Below are 18,815 nucleotides of genomic sequence, written 5' to 3' on the forward strand. Positions count from 1 at the left end.
AGAATTGAAAGTAATATTCTTTTTTTTTATAAGTTTTCCTATTGTTGTTTTTGAAAGATATGGAAATGACATCTAAAGAAATTCATCACTATTTTCTTTAGCTCAGTCTGTGGTTTTAAGACAAATAAATGTTTTGTTAAACTTTTTACTTACCAATTGATGTTATAGGATAAACTAAAATATCACTTGGAACAATAAATGAACCGACTTCAATATGAAACATCGCCATATTTACTTCAACACAAAGATAATCCGGTAGATTGGTACCCGTGGGGTGAAGAAGCTTTTCAAAAAGCAGTGTTAGAAGATAAACCCATTTTGCTTAGTATTGGTTACAGCGCGTGCCATTGGTGCCATGTAATGGCGCACGAAAGTTTCGAGAATCAAAAGATTGCAGGACTGATGAATGAGAATTTTATTAATATAAAAGTTGATAGGGAAGAACGCCCCGATGTAGATAATATTTATATGAACTTCGTGCAGCTTTCTACAGGGGGTGGTGGCTGGCCCTTAACAGTTTTTCTTACACCGGCTTTAATTCCATTTTTTGGCGGCACCTATTTTCCTCCTGATAATAAATTTGGAAGACCTGGTTTTCCAAAGGTCCTGGAAAGTATAATATATTCTTATCGGAATAAAAAAGATGAGATCCTTTTGCAAAAGGAAGAAATTCTTTCTGCATTAAATAGCTCATCAAATATTACTAAAAGTTATTCAGAATTTACTAAACTGGAATTTGATAAATCATTTGCAAATCTTTTAAATAATTATGATGAAGAATTTGGTGGATTTGGTTCTGCTCCAAAATTTCCTCATTCAATGTCGTTGATGTTTCTGTTGAATTATTATGTGAAAACTGGAAATCAATCCGCATTGGAGATTGTTGAAAACAGTCTAGAAAAAATGGCTCGGGGTGGCATGTATGATCAATTAGGCGGTGGCTTCCATAGATATTCTACTGTTAAAAATTGGCTAATCCCTCACTTCGAGAAAATGCTGTATGATAATGCTTTGTTATCCAGGCTTTATCTGGATGCATTTAGATTGACAAAGAATAAATTCCACCTACAAATAGCTGAGGATGTTTTAGAATATATCCTTCGAGAAATGACTGATCCTTCAGGTAGATTTTATTCAGCACAAGATGCTGATTCCGAAGGTGAAGAAGGTAAATATTTTATATGGGAATTTGATGAGTTAAAGAAGCTGTTGGATGAGCAAGAATTTTCTTTGGTTGTAAAATATTTTGGAATATCTACCGAAGGAAATTTTGATGGAATGAATATTCTAACTTTGAATAATATGATTGATGAATTACCTGTTGAATTGAATTTGGAGGAGAATGTTTTAGTTGAGAAGATAACCTCAATAAGAAAAAAAATTTTTGCAGAAAGGGAAAAGAGAGTTAAACCTGGTTTGGATGATAAAATTCTAACAAGTTGGAATGCATTAATGATCCCACCATTTTGCATTGCTTATGGTGCAACTGGAAAGGATATATATAAACAGGCAGCAGAAAGAAATGCTGAAGCGATATGGAGTACGTGTTTTAAAGAAGAGATTATTTATCATTCCTTTAAAATAGGAAAGACAAAGCAGGAAGGTTTTCTTGATGATTACAGTTTTACTGTTGAAGCTTTCATTTCTCTTTATTCAATAACTTTTAATGAACTTTGGCTTGAACGGGCAAACAAAATTCTGCAGCTTTCAATAAAATATTTTTACGATGATGTAAACTATGATTTCTATTTTACTTCCTTTCATTCAAAAAATCTTATTGTACGCACTAAAGAAAATTATGATAACGCCACTCCATCTGGGGCTTCATCCCTGGTTAATTCATTATTGCAAATGGCAATATATATGAACAATCCAGTATACTCTGAAATAGCACATAAATATATTTCTAAATTTCATGATGTTATCATCAAGCATCCATTAAGTTTTTCCTATGTACTAAACGCTGCTTATTTTGATTTCAATAAACCGAAAGAGATTGCATTGATTTGTCAAAATCACTTATCGCAGAAGAAATTCATTCAGGACTTTTATAATGAGTATTATCCATTCGCAATAATATCTTCCAAAATTGATAGTGCTGAATCAGCTTTAGAATTATTAAATGGCAAAGAATTGATTGAAGGAAAAGATGCAATTTATGTATGCGAAAATTTCACATGCAAAGAACCTATTTCAACTTTTGATGAAATGAAAAAATTGATGAAGTAAGATCAAGGTTTGTTAATGAAAAATTTATTAAACCCAAACAATATTCTGGAGTAAAATAATTTGGTTATATTCCAGAAAGAATCAGTATAAATATTATAAAGTCAAATCAATTTATTTTATCAGACTCATCTTTCCGTATAAGCGATTTTCTCCAAATCTAAGAACATAATAATAAATGCCGCTTGATAGTGAACTACCATCAAAGTGAACTTCATACTTTCCGGCAGGTTTCGACTCATTCACTAAAATAGCAATTTCGTTTCCTATAACATCATAAACTTTAAGCTGAACAATTTTATTTCCTGTCTCTGTATTTGGAATTGTATATGTTATTGTTGTAGTTGGATTAAATGGATTTGGAAAATTCTGGAACAATTGAAACCGAGTTGGCTGAAGTTGTTTTATTTTTTCTTGTATGAAATTTTCTTTTCCGATAAATAAACTAAATTCGCAATTTACCAGGTTTGGCAATAGCTCAACCTGGTTTATTTCCTTAAGATTGTAAAATCGGTTTTGTTTTATATCCATTAATAAAACTTCGTATTCATTAAAATAAGCAACACCTTCAATGCTTAAAGTGGCAGGCTTCTTAGTTTCGTTTTTAATTTTTATTTCAAATTGTTGACCTTCACCAACTTCTTGCCTACTGTCAACCAATAATTGTTTATAAGACGTTGAAAGTTCATCATTATAAATAGTAATATTTTGTTCTTCAAAATTTCCAGGAGGAGCAAAAATATCATATGCATCCAAACCATTTTTACACTTTTCAATAAAATTAATTTCAGCAGCTTTTTCTACTTTACTACTTGAACTTAAAACTAATCTAAGTGAATTTGTTGTTGCTCGTTTAGCATAAATATTTGGACTTGCAGCTCCGTTAGGAATAATGCCAGTATTGAAAGGAATTTTTAGAGATGATAAATTACCGGAATTAATAAAGTAATATCCTTTATAAGGTTCTAAATTTGTAGCTTGAGTGTAATTTCCATTAGAGAAGGAATAAATTGGTTGGCTAACTGTTGGATTCAGGGTTTGTACTTGCTGCCAGGTTGTAATTGTAAAAAACGGATGTGAGATTAAATTCCAACCAGAGTGTAAAGGAATAGAATAATAATTATCAGTAAGAGAAACTTTGGTTACTTGTTTATTAATGGTAATTGTGTTTTTACTAAGTAACCAAAACGCTCTACCCGGTTGAAAGTTAAAAGTATTAGTACCATCATAATTTATAAAATAGTTTCCTTGTACTGCGCCATTATCCCAATATGCAGTCCAATCAGTACCAGCTGTACCCGTAATCATTTGTGCTAAAGGTAAGTTTACATCACCAGGTAATCCTACCATCTGGTAACTACTGTTTTTAGTCGGATCCCCAAAAGTAATGTTTGTAGAAAGATTAATATTATTTGGCGAACCAGTTGGATTAACACTTTTGAAAACTCCATTTTGTGTTCCAGCCCAAAGATATTCATTTTTGTCAATGGAAAGGAAATAAATGCTGCTGTCTGATAAACCTGTACTAATATTTGCCCAACTATTCCCATTATCAGTTGATCTAAAGACACCATTCCCCGGTGTACCAGCAAAAATATTTCCATCCGCATTAATTGCAAGCGACCAGATTGTAATTGCATTAAGTCCATTATTAATTTGTGCCCAGCTATTTCCGTTATCTAAGGAACGATAGGCTCCTCCGTGAGAGGTACCGGCGAAGATATGACCTGATTTATTATAAGCTAAAGCCCAAATTGTAGTGTCTGGAAGTCCATTTTTTAGTTGCGTCCAGCTTGTTCCACTATCGGTTGATCTAAAAATTCCGAAATTATATGTTCCAATAAAAAGGTGTCCAGCTTGATTTTTAGTAAAAGCCCACATTTGAGAGGGAGGAACAGTGTAACATTTTCTTATCCAGGTGTCACCATTATCTGAAGATTGGTATAATTCACCTTGTGAATTTGCGTAATAAATAAATCCATCTGATGCTACATTAACATAATAAATTTTATATGTAACTAAAGAAACAGATATCCACGTTGCACCATCATCAGTAGAACGGTTTACACCATTATCTGATGTTCCCGCAAATAATACTCCATTTGTGGTTACAGCAACTGACCAAACTACATTGGTTAGATTCGTAAGTACCCAGGTAAATCCATCATCAGTTGAGCGGTACATTCCTTGATTTGTTCCGGCAAAAATATGGCCATTTGGAGCTACTACAACAGAATTAGTTGCTGTACTAAATGGTCCACTTGATGCACGCCAGTAATCCTGCCCAAACGTTTGGATTTGAAATATGAATATTGCAGCAATCAGATTAAATAGTAAGATTTTATTTTTCATAATCATTCAAAATAAATTGAAGAAATCATTTTTTAATAAATAAAAATTCTCCGCCTTCATCACCAGTGTTTTTTATTGGTTGAAAATTAGGGCGCTGTTCAGAATTGTTAGTAACCGGAATTTTAATTTCACTAAATAGTTGTCCGGCAGCAAAATATTTGGAAGAGTTTTCTTTTAAAGCTTTCAATAAATAATATGTAAAAACTGAATGACCATCTCTTCCTCCATCTGTAACAGGTTCAATACCACCGGATGTTAATGCAGTTCTGGAAGCCTTCCTGTAAACTTCTTTAAAGTATCTGTCAGTATTCTCAAAAGTCATATTTTCAGTTCTTCCTTTAAATATATCTCCACTAAAACATGCATCAGCAATTAAAAGAGTATGCCGCGATGCTATTCCGTTTAGATGAGTTTGAATATCCGGATTGGAAATATAGTCCACGGTAGATTGTGTAGTAGCATCAATAGGAACCCAATATCCCCGGTTTTGATTTTGTTTGAACTCCCCGTGTCCTGAGTAAAAAATCAGAACATTATCATCATTTTTAACATTGTCTTCTAACCACTCTATCTTTTGTATAATATTTTTTCTGGTGGCTTGATCTTCGTATAAAGTAATTATTTCATCAAATACATATTCTTCTTTTAATAATTTTTCAACAGCTTTTGCATCATTAACAGCGTTGTTCAATTCTTGCCAAGCACCATGGTATTTATTAATGCCAATAATTAACGCATAGAACTTTCCACGTTCAATTAAATCTTCAATTTTTCGCGAAATAAAAAGTGTATCCAAAGCTATATTGGATTTGAAATCTGTTGCTTTCACAATTATCCGGTTACGCCCAACATCTAAAAACATATCAATGGAAAATTCACCAGAACTGGTAAGATCGGCTTTTCTATTATTCACGGTTACTTCTCTAATACCACTTTCGTCTGTTGCTAATCCCCGGATTTTAATCACTTCATTTTTATGAATAGTTTCCGTACCACGGGATGCATAAGGTTCCAGGATTCTAATAGTTGGACCTTCAACATCACCAAGTTGTGTTACGGTAAAAGACTTTTCAGCAGTTCTGCCGGATTTATTTTTTGCTTTAATTGAAATAATATTTATTCCATCATTTAGAAAAATGTTAGAAATATATTCTGAACCTTCCAAAAAGGTGGCTTTACTATTATTTATTTTAACTTCGTTTATGCCATCTTCATCTTCTATTTTAACTCTTACTGCAAGACTTTTTTCATTTATTTTCAAATCGGTACCTTCAGATAATACTGGTTCTATCAAAGTTATTGAAGGTCCTCTTAGATCAACTTTATAAGTGATTGCCAAATCTGTTTGAGAAATATTTCCATTTTTATCTTTGGCTTTTATTGAAACTGAATTTATCCCTTCCAATAAATTTAAATCGTAAGAATAAATTTCGTTTTTAGAAGTAATTTTTTTATTGTTAACTGTTACTTCTTTTATACCACCTTCATCTTCTATTTTTGATTTTATTGTTATCTTTTTTTGGGAAGTTGTTATTTCGTTTCCTTCCATTAATGTCGGTTCCAGCAATATAATGGTTGGTCCTATCTTATCCACCTTACTTAAAACATAAAATGTTGAGTAAGATGTATTCATAGAATTATCAATAGTTGAGATTGTTATATCATTTACACCTTTCTTCAGGTTTAATGTAAAGTTATACTCCAGATTATTTAACTTATTGGCGCTGTAACCATTAATTTTAATTTCCTTAATGTTGCTATTTTCCGCAGCTTTTAACTTGATAGATACAACCCCATCCTTTATAAAAATAGTATCCTTTTCTTTAACTTTTGGTTCAATTATGCTAATTATAGGAATTTTTTGATCAGGAATAATCTGTTTTTCTATATCAGCTTTCTTTTTAAAAATTATTTTGCCCGGTTTAGATGTACCAGTTATTTGACCAAAAGTATTTAGGCATAAAATCAAAGTTAAAAGAATTATTTTCGTTTTCATGTTCAGTCCTCAAACATTTAAATATTATTCTTATATAATTTTACGGTCTACCCGGTGGAAGAGGAAATCCGGAATTATTAGGTGGATTAGAATTATTGTCTTTACCTTTTAATAAAATGATTGCTGCCGCAGTACCTCCACCAAGTAATACTGCTCCACCTACATAATAGTACCACGAAGTTCCTTCCGTAACTAAAGAAACAGTAAATTCAAAAATAAAATCATCGGCTTCAGAAAATTTAGAAATTTCATCCTGCTCAGATTCATTAACGCTCCAAATGATGGTTCTTTTTCCAGAAGCGTATTTACCTGTACCAATATCACCAGATAGTGAAGTGGGCTCTATTGAAAAATTTGGTTCGCTTTTTCTTTTTAGTATCAAATCACTTATTTCATATTCTTTAAGTGGATCACCTTTCAATTCGTAATAGATATAAATTTTATTTTCTTTTTGTTCGAAATATGAATCAATTTTTTCTTGTGCATTTACTGAATTAATAATTGCCAGAATTAAAAGTATGGGAAGGAGTAAGTATTTAATACAATTTTTCATGTTTTTCCCTGGATATTTATTATCACTTCTAATAGAACTTATTATAATTTATTAAAGATGTTCAATCTCTACAAGAACCGGAACAACTGTTTTACCTTTGCTTCTGGCAGAAAATTTTATCTCCCGGTCATACTTGAATTCAATATTACCTACATCTACAAAGCTACTTTTAAGTACTTTATTCAATCTTTCCCAAAATAATCCTTTTTCATTTTCAATTCGCTTTAAAATGTTTTCAATTTCCAAACTTTCTTTTGAATAAAGAAAGCAGTAATAAGTTTTTCCTCTAGTTGTATCCAGCAAGTTCCAAGTATCCTCATCTGGAATTGCAACGTTATTTTGTCTGTAAGGAAGATATGCGAGCACTCTTTCTGCATTTGGAAAAATTTTATATGTCTTATAAGTTAGATCCGAACTGAATGCATAAACGTAAGCAGGTTCGTTATTAGTAATTCTTAATTCAAACAATGATCCAGAATAATAAGGTTCTTCCATAACAAAATATTGTCCGTTAAATTTAGACTTCATCTCTTTGCCATTACTTTCCATAAACTGAAGGGAGCCAGAAAGGTCAACTGCATTTGAATCAATGTTTCGTTTATCAATAACTTCATAAGCCAACATATAAAAGATTTTAAAATCAGAATATTTCATCCATGCATAGCCATTATTTCCCCAGTTTTTACCCCAGCTATTTATTATTTCTAAAGCTCCACCAAATTTATTGTTATCATAACTAATTATTGTTAATGCATGCCCGCGTTCTTTCCAGCTTTTATATTCGGATGGGGCAGGTGTCCAAAGTTCTCCCTTTACAGAAGCAAAACTTGGAGGGCATTCAATCCCAATTACAACTGGCTTACCTTCCGCAAGACTCTTTTTAACATATTTTATAATGTTAACTGTATCTTTATAAGCGAGAAACCTGTACTCAATAATTTTATAATCATTTGCAGTTTTTCTATCTTCATCATTAACTTCCTTTTTACAGTTATATCCGAAATCAGAAAACTTTACATCACCAACATTTTTAAGAATATCCAAAGCTTCGTCAAGAGAAGTTCCGCCATAACAATCATCAGATTTTCTTATTTGATTATAAATAAACGAAGGTGAAAAAGTGTTTTTATCAATAGTTTGCTTATTCCAACCCTGCTTCATTGCTTCTAAAATTGTTCTTGCGTAATAGGAACTTGCCCAGCCGGCACAGGTTGAATATGGTCCTTGATCAGATGGTGTTGGGGTATATTGTTTTAGTGAAACTGAATTTGGTAGGTTTTCATAATCACCGCGCATCAACTTAGCTGCTCTGGGTGCGTTTTTATAAAGCGCTTCATCCAACAATAAACCCATGCCTCGGTCCTGCGCAACAATGCTTGTTAATATTAAAAGGAGAATTGGAATTGTTTTTTTCATATCATTTTTTATTAGTTAAAAAAAATATTTAGCCTTTTAAAATTCTATTAATTTAATTTTTTAATTGATCAATCCTTTTTAATAAATTTTGACGAAAAAGGAATTGTGTAAATAGGTCTTTATATTCTTGAACATTACCAGCACTTTGCAAAGCGTTTTCATAATATCTAAACGCTTCATAGTTAAGCTCTTTTTCTTCACAATATTTTGCTAATAGAATATTTTGAAGAGAATTTTTTGTAAAAGCAGTATCATCTTTCAAACTCTTCATCTCACTCAAATATACTTTTGATTTTTGCCTATTCATTATTTTGATGCAGCTTGTATCAGAACTTATTGGTTCTTCATCCTGAAGATAAATTGACCAGAAATAGCAAGTATCTTTATCAAGATTCAGATTCTTAAAATTTACTGCCAATGTTGTATCGGTAACTTTTTGCATATACACTGTAATACCGGCAGGGTTCATCAGCTTAAAAACATAAAAATTCTGATTTTCATGTTTATACCATTTGAAGGTTGTTAATGAGTCAAATACAAATGTGGACTTTGGGAAATCAACTTCTAAATAATTAGCACGCTCTCTAAAAACAGCTCCATGATCATCTGATTTTTTTTCGTTCCGCGTAGTTATTATTTCACTTATTAAAAAGTCTGAAAACTTTTTTAATACTGATGAGTTTTTTCCGGCTAAATACATTTTTAAATCATTTACTTTAAAAATGCCTGCATTTCTAAGTTCCAATGTTGCACCGGAAACATGTGCCAATCCAACATATTCATTATTCTTCAATTGAATTATATCGTCAGTAAAAAGTTTATCGCCAGTTTTAAGCTGGCTCCAGTCACCACTGCCATTTGTTTTTATTTGTACATTTTTGGTTGCGGCAACAATTTTGAAAATATACTCCTGGCAATACGAATTACTGCTAAAGATAAATACAAATTGTAATATGAATAAAAAGTATTGTAAAATTTTTTTCATAGTTTACCTGCCAATAGTTTTATGCTGGATAGATTTAATAAATTTTTCTACGTAATTATTGTAAAAATCAATTGAAGTTGGTACCAATACTATTACCACCATTATTAGTGTAAGTTGTATTTTAAAATTGAAAAAGTTGAACAGTAGAATTCCAATAAAAAGTAAAAGGCACGTTTGGACAAGAATAATCAATTTAGAAAACCCGCCGAACCAATCAAACAAATTTTGCTTTATATAAAGCATAGTAATAACATTAAGATAACAAAAAATAATAGCCAAAATAAAATTGAAAAATACCGGAATTTCATTAATATAATTTTCATTTAAAATCATAGAAATAATATTTGCATGAATAACTATACCGTACATATCTGGAAATGTTTTACCAGCGTATCTTTCATTAAGCGGAGTGAAGAAAATATCTTCAAGAGTTGGCGTGTTTAATGTAATACCTGTATAACCAAGTAAAACTATTTTGTCTTTAATAAAATGCAAATTGCTTCTTTCATTAATATCATAAGAATCTAAAAAATAGAACTTATTTATATTTCCCTTAAAGTTAATGTGTTCAATTGGATTATTTCTTTTCAGCAAATGATCGAAAGATGTTTTGTTGTAACTTTCAACAATTTTAACCGCAAAGGAATAATTTACTCTTTCCTTAAAGTACGCTTTTGGTTTGAAAGTTCTGATTGTACGAAAACTACCTTTTTTATCTTCCGGCAGATTTGCATAACCAACACTTGCATTCTGAAAGATTTTGTTCGATTCCAAAATTGATTCGTATTTACCAATTGAGGAATTATAATCTAAAAGTTTATTTATAATAACTAAGTTCTTTACAGAAGATATAGTGGCAGCTAATATGGAATCATCCGACCAATCTTTTTTTTCAATGAAAAAAGCATCTAATCCAATAACCCTGGGTTTATATTTTGCTAATTCATTTATTTGATTGGCAATTTCGGTTCTGTTAAGATTACCAATATTTACAATTACTATATGTTCATCATTATTCTGTTCCACTCGTATTTTAGAAAAAACAAGATCATAAATATCAAAATCAGTTAACGCTTTGCCCATCGGATCTAAAATTCCAAGATTGATTGGTAAAAGGGAAAAAAATCCGATAATCAAAAAAACAATTGAAGTGATTAAAAGTTTTTTAATAACCATATGAACTGTAATTATTGGATTCAGGATATTTTGTTTTACTTCTTAATTCCATTATTAATAACTTCTGGAAAAAGAATGCGTTATTATATGAATGATATAAAGGGCAATTGATAGTTGATGGATTCAAGTTCATCAATTGTCCTGAATAAAGTTTGTAAAAAAAATCCTTTAAGTCAATAGCTAAGATTGATTTTTATTGATTTGGTGAATCTACCACGGCATCCTGAAAAAATTTTCTGTTCTTGAAGGCTTTCCTTTTTTTACCTAATTTGATAACAAATGATTTAGGATAGTATGTCGATACTTTCTATAGAAAATGTTTATTTCAACTATGGTGCAAATGAGAAGGATCATTCCAAATTCTTTCTTAGTGATATAAACCTTACCTTTGAAAAAGGTGAATTTGTTTCTTTACTGGGTCCTAACGGCAGCGGCAAATCAACTCTTTTCAAGATAATCTCCGGTGTTTTAAAAACTAAAAAGGGCAGACTTGTACTTGATGGAAAGGATTATAAATTATTATCTAAAAAAAATCTTGCAAAAACAATTGGTTTTGTTCCGCAGGCATCAATATCTGTTTTTCCATTTTCAGTTTATGAAATTGTTATGATGGGCAGAACTCCTTATTTAAATTTAGTTGGTTATGAAACTGATGAAGACATAGCGATTGTTGAAAGTGCGTTAAAACTAGTGGAAATCTCCCATTTGAAAAATCAGGGTATAAACGAGGTTTCTGGCGGTGAGGCTCAATTAGCATACATTGCACGTGCGATTGTTCAGGAACCGGAAATAATTCTTCTTGATGAACCAAATGCGCATCTTGATATTAAACATCAAATTTCTATCTTCAATTTAATTAAGAAGCTTAATAAGGAAAAGAACTTAACTGTTATTTCAGTTTCGCATGATTTGAACCTTGCCGGATTTTACAGTGATAGGATTATTTTTATTAAAGATGGAAAAATATTTAAGGATGCCAGCACGAATCAAATATTAAATAAAGAAAATATTAAAAGTGTCTTTGAGGTAGAATCTTTTGTTTCCTTACATCCGGATCTAAATAAACTTAATATTACAATTAATCCATATTTGAAATAATGGCTGGCAGAAAAAAAATAGGTAAAAATAGTTCTGTAAAGAAAAAAGTGTTTCTAATATTCGAGCTCGTGCTTCTAATCGATTTGATTTTTATTTATCTGCATAAATACATTTTTAAAAATCTTCCCCTAAAAGAATTTTATTTTTGGCGGGTTGGTAATATTCTGGATTTCCTAATCTTTCTTGTACCAGCAGTAGGATTAATAATATTATATTTTCAACCAAATAAAATTGAAAAAGGAAAATACTACCTTCTTTTAACCATTCTTGTATCAATGAATTTGGCTCTTATATTTTATCTTGTCACATCAAAAGTTAAGATTAAATTTCCCTTTGATTATTTGTTTGAATATCCAATTGAAAAAGTATATGTGGCAGCTTTGTTTGTAGCTTTCGGAGTTTTATCAATTCTTTTTACAGTACTGGTTTGGTTGATAATTATTCGGGTTAAAAGATTTTTTTATTTGCAACTTGGCATTTATACTTTATTGACTGTTTTAATGCTAATAATTTTTGCGTTCATCTATAGCAGCAATTACATTAGAACAATTGATTTTTCGGAGCCAGGATATAAAAATGCAGATGTTGCAGTAGTATTAGGGGCAGCCGTTTGGTCTAAGAATAAACCAAGTACTATTCTTTCTGGAAGAATAGAAAAAGCCGGTGAATTGTATAAGAATAAAATAGTTTCCAAAATTCAAGTTACCGGTGGTAATGCACCAGGCGAGTTTAGTGAAGCCAGGGTTGCTTATAAATACTTGATCAAGGATGGCGTTGCTGCATCGGATATTTGGATGGAAGAAAACACTTCTTCAACTTCTGAACAAATTGAATTTATAAAAAAAACATTGGCTAAAGAGAAAAATCTGAAAAATATTTTAATTGTATCGGATATTTTTCACCTAAAGAGAGTATTGGAAATTTGCAAATTTTATAATGTAAACGCCAAAGGTGTTGCTACAGATTTGCAACTTAGCTGGGAAAAATTATTTTATTATAGATTTCGAGATAGTATTGCATTACTTTTGTTCTGGTTGTTTGCAATTTGATGTGCAAGTTCAAATTAAATTTAAGGAGATATTAAAATGGTTAACTTTGAAATGATGGAACAATCCGGACACGAACAAGTAATTTATTGTTCTAACAAAGAAGTTGGCTTAAGAGCGATTATTGCAATTCACGATACTACATTAGGACCTGCACTTGGCGGAACAAGAATGTGGAATTATGCAAACGCAGAAGATGCCTTGAAGGATGTATTAAGATTATCTCGCGGTATGACTTATAAAGCCGCAGTTTCCGGCTTGAACCTTGGCGGTGGCAAAGCAGTTATTATTGGTGATTCATCAACTCAAAAGAATGAATTGCTATTTAGAACTTTTGGAAAATTTGTTGATGGTCTTGGCGGAAGATATATTACTGCAGAAGATGTTGGAACTAATGTGAATGATATGGAATATGTGAAAATGGAAACGAAATACGTAACGGGAATTTCTAAAGCACTTGGTGGATCTGGGGATCCTTCGCCAGTTACCGCCTACGGAGTTTATGTTGGTATGAAAGCCTGTGCACACGCAAAATGGGGATCAGATTCACTACGTGGAAGGAAAGTAGCAGTGCAGGGCGCTGGACATGTAGCTCGATACCTTTGCGAGCATCTTTATAACGAAGGAGCCGAGATTTATGTAACTGATATTAAAGAACTAAAAATTAAAAGAGTATTGGAAACTATAAAAGCATATGTTGTAAAACCAGATGAAATTTATGATGTGGAAGCTGATATTTTTACTCCAGCTGCTTTGGGTGGAATATTGAATGACAATACAATTCCAAGACTAAAAGTACAAATAGTTGCCGGCGGAGCAAATAATCAGCTGGAAGATGAAAATATTCACGGGCATAAGTTAATGGAAAAGGGAATTCTTTATGCTCCGGACTATGTTATTAATGCTGGTGGGTTAATAAACGTTGCTAATGAACTTGAAGGTTACAGGCAGGATAGAGCAATGAAGCAAGCGGAAGGCATTTACGATATTCTCACAAAGGTGATTGATACTTCAAAGAAAGAAAATATTCCAACTCACTTTGCTTCCAACAAAATTGCTGAAGAACGCGTTAGACAGATTGGTAAGATCAGGAAAATTTATTCTGGAACTTCAAATTTTTCCGGAAGACATTAGTTAGAATGGAACTCTTAAATTTTTATAAATGAATAAGCCTGGTTCCCAAATTTGGATGATAGGATTTTTTTACAATGCACTTAATTAAATTGTTCTTAATTTTACATTAGAAATACAATGACAAAAAAAACCAACCGAAGAGAATTACGAGAAAAAGTTCTTCAGATTTTGTATGCTTTTGAGATGAACAGCGAAGGATTAGTTTCTTTAACTGAAGGAATGCTTTCTGATGTTGAAGAAAAAAGTGATAAAGATTTTTGTCGCCTCCTTATTGATAATGTCCTTGCCCACCATAAAGCATTAGACAAACGTATCAGTGAACGTGTAGATAACTGGGAGATGAATCGAATTGCCTTGATCGATAAAATACTTCTAAGAATGTGCATTGCGGAAATATTATTTTTCCCGGATATCCCACCTAAAGTTTCCATAAACGAGGTTATTGAAATCTCTAAAAATTTCAGCACACCAAACAGCGGAAAATTTATTAATGGAATTCTTGATTCAATCCTTGCTGAATTAAAAGCAAGCGGTAATTTGAGCAAAACTGGCAGGGGATTGGTTGATGAATCCATAAGGAAAAATACTGAGACTGATTAATGAAAAATCGCTGGAAGATTTTTGTATGGACTTTATACGATTTTGCTAATACATCCTTTTCAATTGTTGTTGTAACGGCAATCTTTGCCGTCTATTTTAAGAAAACAATTTCTGGTGGTGAGGCTATAGGTGATTTTTATTGGAGCCTTGCCACAAGCATCTCAATGATTATTACTGCTATTATTTCTCCAATTTTGGGTGCCATTGCTGATCACTCCGCTGGAAAAAAAAGATTCCTTTTATTTTTTACAATTCTCTGTATTGTAGGCACAGCGTCATTATACTTTACCGGATCTGGTGCAATTTTTTTGGCGATGATAATTTTTATACTTTCCAATGTTGGTTTTGAAGCTGCACTTGTTTTTTATGATTCATTCTTACCAGAATTAACAGAGCCAAAAAATTATGGAAGAGTTAGCGGATATGGTTTTGCGATGGGTTATCTTGGTTCATTTGCCACGCTTGCTATTGCTTTACCATTTGTAAAAAATGATATGGTAAAGGAAACTTTTCCGTTGGCAGCTCTTTTCTTTTTAATTTTTGCCATTCCAATTTTTATATTCTTAAAGGATAACCGGAAAAATGTTGTTATAGAAGAATCTTATTTTAAAATTGGCTTTAATCGCGTTTATAATACAATAACCCACTTAAAAAATTATAAAAACCTTACCACATTTCTTCTGGCATTTTTCTTTTATATAGAAGGAGTAAACACAGTTATTTTTTTTGCAGGAAATTATGCAAGCACTACAATTGGTTTTTCTGCAACTGAAGTATTAATATTCTTCCTTACAGTACAATCAACCGCAATTATTGGCTCAATATTATTTGGAATTGTGTCAGATTCAATCGGGCAGAAAAAGACAATTATAATTTCTTTGTTCCTGTGGCTTGGAACAATTATTTATGCTTTCTTTGTTAAAGATAAGACCAATTTTTACATCGTTGGATTATTAGCTGGCAGCGTTATGGGGGCAACACAATCTACTAGTCGTAGTTTAATGAGTAAATTAACACCAGAAGATAAAAAAACAGAGTTCTTTGGTTTTTATTCCTTTTTTGGAAAAAGTTCGGCAGTGTTAGGTCCACTCGTATTTGGATTAGTTAGTTATATAACTAACAGTCAAAGAGTGGCAATTCTATCGATGACATTCTTTTTTATTGTGGGAATAATTCTTCTTACTAAAGTAAAAGACCCTAAAACTTTACTGAACTAAACGCAAAAATCTTAATTTGACTTTAGCCGGTAAGCTCTCATTTTTGCTTTCTAAAATTAAAGCGCACCAAAAAATAAACTACTAAAACAGAGATGATGAAAATTGAAATGCCCCAAATTATTGCTGGCACACCGGTCAAATCAGCTAATATTTGAGCATCTGTTCTTCTGTACTCTGAAGTAATCAAATCATCTTTGATATCAATTATAGTGTAAAGACAACTTATTGTACCAAGAATTTTAAATAGATATGAATGGACAATATTTGGCAAAATCCGTGGAGAGAAAAAGAGAATTATCGAGAAGCCAATTGTAAATAGAATTCCAAAGGGACTTTTTATTAATGTTATACAAGCTATTAAAAATATTAAAGAAAGTACGGTGCAAAAGTATTTACTAAATTTGTATTTATTTGATGAAATAAATAATAACCCGCCTAACAGTAAACTACCAAGGTAGCCGGCACTGGCAATCAAATAAGGATTGCCACCTTTAACTAAGCATTCTCCTCCAACCTGATAATCAATTTTAATCTCCGTAACTGATCCACCAGAAACCAGTGCGAAAATGCAATGAGACAACTCATGAAGTAAAACTACGAAGAGTTTTACTGGATAAATGAAAAAGGAATTCCAAAATAGGTAAGTTATAGTTACAGCAATTAACAGTACTGTAACTTCAATTATTGTTTTACCTTTGGAAGAAAGTTTCATTTACATTTATAAAAATTGTAAACAAAGATAATAAATAGAGATTACCGGTTCTATAATAATTTTTTAGATTTAATAAATAGAATTTTTATTTTTCTGCTAGTAATTTGTCTCAATTGGTTTAATATTTTAGAACAGTTGAAAGAAATTAAATCATTTTTACTCTTGCCTAATTTGCAAAGATCCTCATCCACAAAAAAAATATTTTGTGCAAAAAACGAATTATGAACTAACTTATTAACATATTTTACTGATAATTCTTCAGTTACAAATTACTATCGCACAAGATGATGAACGCATAAGGCAATTTGAATTAGTGATTTGAAAAGTTGTTTTGTTATATCAAAGAATGCAAAGGATCAATTGTTACTGGCAATTTAATTATATTAATTTATAAAAATCAGGATTTTATATTATAACATGAGGATTAAATGAAACCATATCTATTTTTTTTAACATTTATAGTAATATTCTATTTTACTGCATGTAATGAGAATGATGCGGTTGTTGGTTCCAATAGTGACCGACAAATATCCAGCCTCAGTTTTATTGTTGATACAACTTATTTAGATGGTTCCTCTAAAAGATTGGTCGCTAAAGGAATTGTACAAAACAATACTAATTCAACCGTCAGTTCACCTTGGTATGTTGAAGCCCAGTTTTTTACAGATACTGCACAAAAAACTAAATTAGGTGGTAACAATACTCAAATAGGTGTGCCATTATCAAAAGGACAATCAACATTTTGGACCATAGAGTTTTATTCTTCAAATGTAGATGTTACTAAATACCCTAATTTTAGTGTTGGTGAATTACGAGGAATATACAAGTAAGATGGGACCTTTTGAAAATATTTAATTCATTTAGTGAAGAAATAGAAATTCTGGCATGTGAAATAAAGAAAGCAGGAGTACATAAAATAAACTCGATTGAAACCAGGTTGACCAATGGTGTTTTTTTATACCAGCTAAAGGTTATAAATTAATGGAACTACTTTAACATAAGTAATTTCCTTTTGTTCATAAAAAAAATTGAAAGAAAACTTGTTCATCATTTGCTACACTAAGAATGGTGTAACTATAATTTTTTAATTTCTACGCCAAACTTAAATGTTTTTAATTGACCAGGTTTAAGAATGATCTTATCTGACAATTCTGGACGATTATAACTGTTTGTAATATATTCAACTGGTTCTATAGCTATGGATTTTCGTGGACGATATTTTACTTCATCGCCGGTAAAAGCATAAATAACTCCACCTTTCTGAAAAACAATTATTTGTATTCCTGTTATTTCATCAGTTAGCTTTGTTCTGGCAAATCCATCCAAATCGGGAATTATATCAGTGTAACATACATTAACTATTTTTTTACCAAGTGTATTTTTGTTCAAATCATCAGTTCGGAAATCCAACTCAGGATGTTCGTCCAAATTAGAATATGCTTTTTCACCTATTAGTGGGATATATTTTTCATCCAGTAAAACAATTTTATTAGCTGGAAGTTGTAGAATTAAATTATCAATTCCATCCTCATTAGTCTTAAAATATGGATGCCAGCCGCAAGCGAATGGAATAGGTGCATCATTAATATTTAATCCTGAAATTTCAACATCAAGTGTATTTTCTTTTAAAGTAAACTTAATTGTTACATCAAGATTGAAGGGATAACCAGGGAAAGCTTCTTTTCTTATTTTGTTGGTAAACAATGTAAGAGAAATTTTATCATCAATTGTTTCGATATCTTTTATTTCAAAATCTATCACGCGAACTAAACCGTGTATTACATCTTTATTAGGATTTATAGGACTGATAAGCTGATAAAGCTTTCCATCGAATTCATAAGTACCACGTTTAATCCTGTTAGAAAAAGGAGCCATTATGGAAGATCGGGCACCAGCAAGTTCATCAAATTCCTCAGGTGTTTGGTAACCATCAACGATGTTTAGAAGTTTATTGTTAACAGGAACAAAATAATTTAGCAGAGTCGCTCCCTTCAATGCAATTTCCGCTTTTGTTCCGTTTAATTCATCACTCAAAATTAATGTCTTATAATTTCCAAATTTACTTTCTCTTAGTTCGTATCTACTCAATTTTGCTCCGGTTATTTTTATTCAGTAATTAAATGGTTTCTGGAATCGCACGCAGAACATGTACCTGATGGACATAAAAGTTTATTATGGTTCTGTTTAAAGAATGGAATTCCTTTTTTAAGAATAAGTTCAAGCGGGATGTAATAACCTTTTATTTCATTTTGATTAAATGGATTAATTAATTTATTTTCAATTAAATTCATTTCAAAATTAACA

17 protein-coding genes are annotated in these 18,815 nt (G+C 31.4%); 8 read left to right on the forward strand and 9 right to left on the reverse strand.

Annotated features, from left to right (window positions below; all coding sequences use genetic code 11):
* Positions 1-198 precede the first annotated feature (198 nt).
* Positions 199-2,229, forward strand: coding sequence for a thioredoxin domain-containing protein (locus tag NTX22_01840; GenBank protein MCX6149247.1), 2,031 nt, complete (start codon positions 199-201; stop codon positions 2,227-2,229).
* Between the two features lie 111 nt (positions 2,230-2,340).
* Here the strand turns inward: NTX22_01840 and NTX22_01845 are convergent, their stop codons facing one another.
* From NTX22_01845 to NTX22_01870, 6 genes are read right to left on the reverse strand one after another with little or no spacing between them, the layout of a single operon-like run.
* Positions 2,341-4,578, reverse strand: a complete 2,238-nt coding sequence (locus tag NTX22_01845) for a T9SS type A sorting domain-containing protein (protein ID MCX6149248.1) — start codon at positions 4,576-4,578, stop codon at positions 2,341-2,343.
* Positions 4,579-4,603: 25 nt separating this feature from the next.
* A complete protein-coding gene (locus NTX22_01850) occupies positions 4,604-6,574 on the reverse strand; it encodes a caspase family protein (GenBank protein MCX6149249.1) in 1,971 nt (656 codons plus the stop codon).
* Between the two features lie 40 nt (positions 6,575-6,614).
* Entirely contained in the window at positions 6,615-7,127 is a 513-nt protein-coding gene (locus NTX22_01855; protein MCX6149250.1) for a hypothetical protein, read from the reverse strand.
* Positions 7,128-7,178: 51 nt separating this feature from the next.
* Positions 7,179-8,543, reverse strand: coding sequence for a C1 family peptidase (locus tag NTX22_01860; protein ID MCX6149251.1), 1,365 nt, complete (start codon positions 8,541-8,543; stop codon positions 7,179-7,181).
* A 52-nt stretch (positions 8,544-8,595) separates the two neighbouring features.
* Positions 8,596-9,528 (reverse strand): hypothetical protein, encoded by a 933-nt coding sequence (locus NTX22_01865; GenBank protein MCX6149252.1) that lies wholly within the window; start codon positions 9,526-9,528, stop codon positions 8,596-8,598.
* A 3-nt stretch (positions 9,529-9,531) separates the two neighbouring features.
* The gene (locus NTX22_01870; protein ID MCX6149253.1) at positions 9,532-10,704 is read right to left on the reverse strand and encodes a CHASE2 domain-containing protein; all 1,173 of its coding nucleotides are present in this window, start codon (positions 10,702-10,704) and stop codon (positions 9,532-9,534) included.
* Positions 10,705-10,998: 294 nt separating this feature from the next.
* Between NTX22_01870 and NTX22_01875 the strand changes: the two genes are divergently transcribed.
* From NTX22_01875 to NTX22_01895, 5 genes are all read left to right on the forward strand, one after another.
* A complete protein-coding gene (locus NTX22_01875; GenBank protein ID MCX6149254.1) occupies positions 10,999-11,802 on the forward strand; it encodes an ABC transporter ATP-binding protein in 804 nt (267 codons plus the stop codon).
* Entirely contained in the window at positions 11,802-12,851 is a 1,050-nt protein-coding gene (locus tag NTX22_01880; GenBank protein MCX6149255.1) for a YdcF family protein, read from the forward strand. Before NTX22_01875 ends, NTX22_01880 begins: the two co-directional genes overlap by 1 nt.
* Positions 12,852-12,887: 36 nt before the next feature.
* Positions 12,888-13,982 carry a Glu/Leu/Phe/Val dehydrogenase gene (locus tag NTX22_01885; GenBank protein MCX6149256.1) on the forward strand — a complete coding sequence of 365 codons (1,095 nt, stop codon included), beginning with the start codon at positions 12,888-12,890 and terminating at the stop codon, positions 13,980-13,982.
* 117 nt (positions 13,983-14,099) lie between these two features.
* Complete coding sequence (nusB, locus tag NTX22_01890) at positions 14,100-14,582, forward strand: transcription antitermination factor NusB (protein ID MCX6149257.1); 483 nt, start codon at positions 14,100-14,102, stop codon at positions 14,580-14,582.
* Positions 14,582-15,799 (forward strand): MFS transporter, encoded by a 1,218-nt coding sequence (locus tag NTX22_01895; GenBank protein MCX6149258.1) that lies wholly within the window; start codon positions 14,582-14,584, stop codon positions 15,797-15,799. Before nusB ends, NTX22_01895 begins: the two co-directional genes overlap by 1 nt.
* Positions 15,800-15,836: 37 nt before the next feature.
* Here the strand turns inward: NTX22_01895 and NTX22_01900 are convergent, their stop codons facing one another.
* Entirely contained in the window at positions 15,837-16,511 is a 675-nt protein-coding gene (locus tag NTX22_01900; protein MCX6149259.1) for a M50 family metallopeptidase, read from the reverse strand.
* A 428-nt stretch (positions 16,512-16,939) separates the two neighbouring features.
* Here NTX22_01900 and NTX22_01905 point away from each other — a divergent pair, with 428 nt between their 5' ends.
* Positions 16,940-17,341: a hypothetical protein gene (locus tag NTX22_01905; GenBank protein MCX6149260.1), complete on the forward strand. Its 402-nt coding sequence runs from the start codon at positions 16,940-16,942 to the stop codon at positions 17,339-17,341.
* 11 nt (positions 17,342-17,352) lie between these two features.
* Positions 17,353-17,493 carry a hypothetical protein gene (locus NTX22_01910; protein MCX6149261.1) on the forward strand — a complete coding sequence of 47 codons (141 nt, stop codon included), beginning with the start codon at positions 17,353-17,355 and terminating at the stop codon, positions 17,491-17,493.
* Between the two features lie 92 nt (positions 17,494-17,585).
* Here the strand turns inward: NTX22_01910 and NTX22_01915 are convergent, their stop codons facing one another.
* Together NTX22_01915 and NTX22_01920 are read right to left on the reverse strand one after the other, a co-directional pair.
* On the reverse strand, positions 17,586-18,599 hold the full coding sequence (locus NTX22_01915) for an aldose 1-epimerase (protein ID MCX6149262.1): 1,014 nt from the start codon (positions 18,597-18,599) through the stop codon (positions 17,586-17,588).
* 17 nt (positions 18,600-18,616) lie between these two features.
* On the reverse strand, positions 18,617-18,802 hold the full coding sequence (locus tag NTX22_01920) for a hypothetical protein (GenBank protein ID MCX6149263.1): 186 nt from the start codon (positions 18,800-18,802) through the stop codon (positions 18,617-18,619).
* Positions 18,803-18,815: the final 13 nt, after the last annotated feature.

This window comes from Ignavibacteriales bacterium (assembly GCA_026390815.1).
Lineage (GTDB): Bacteria > Bacteroidota > Ignavibacteria > Ignavibacteriales > SURF-24 > JAPLFH01.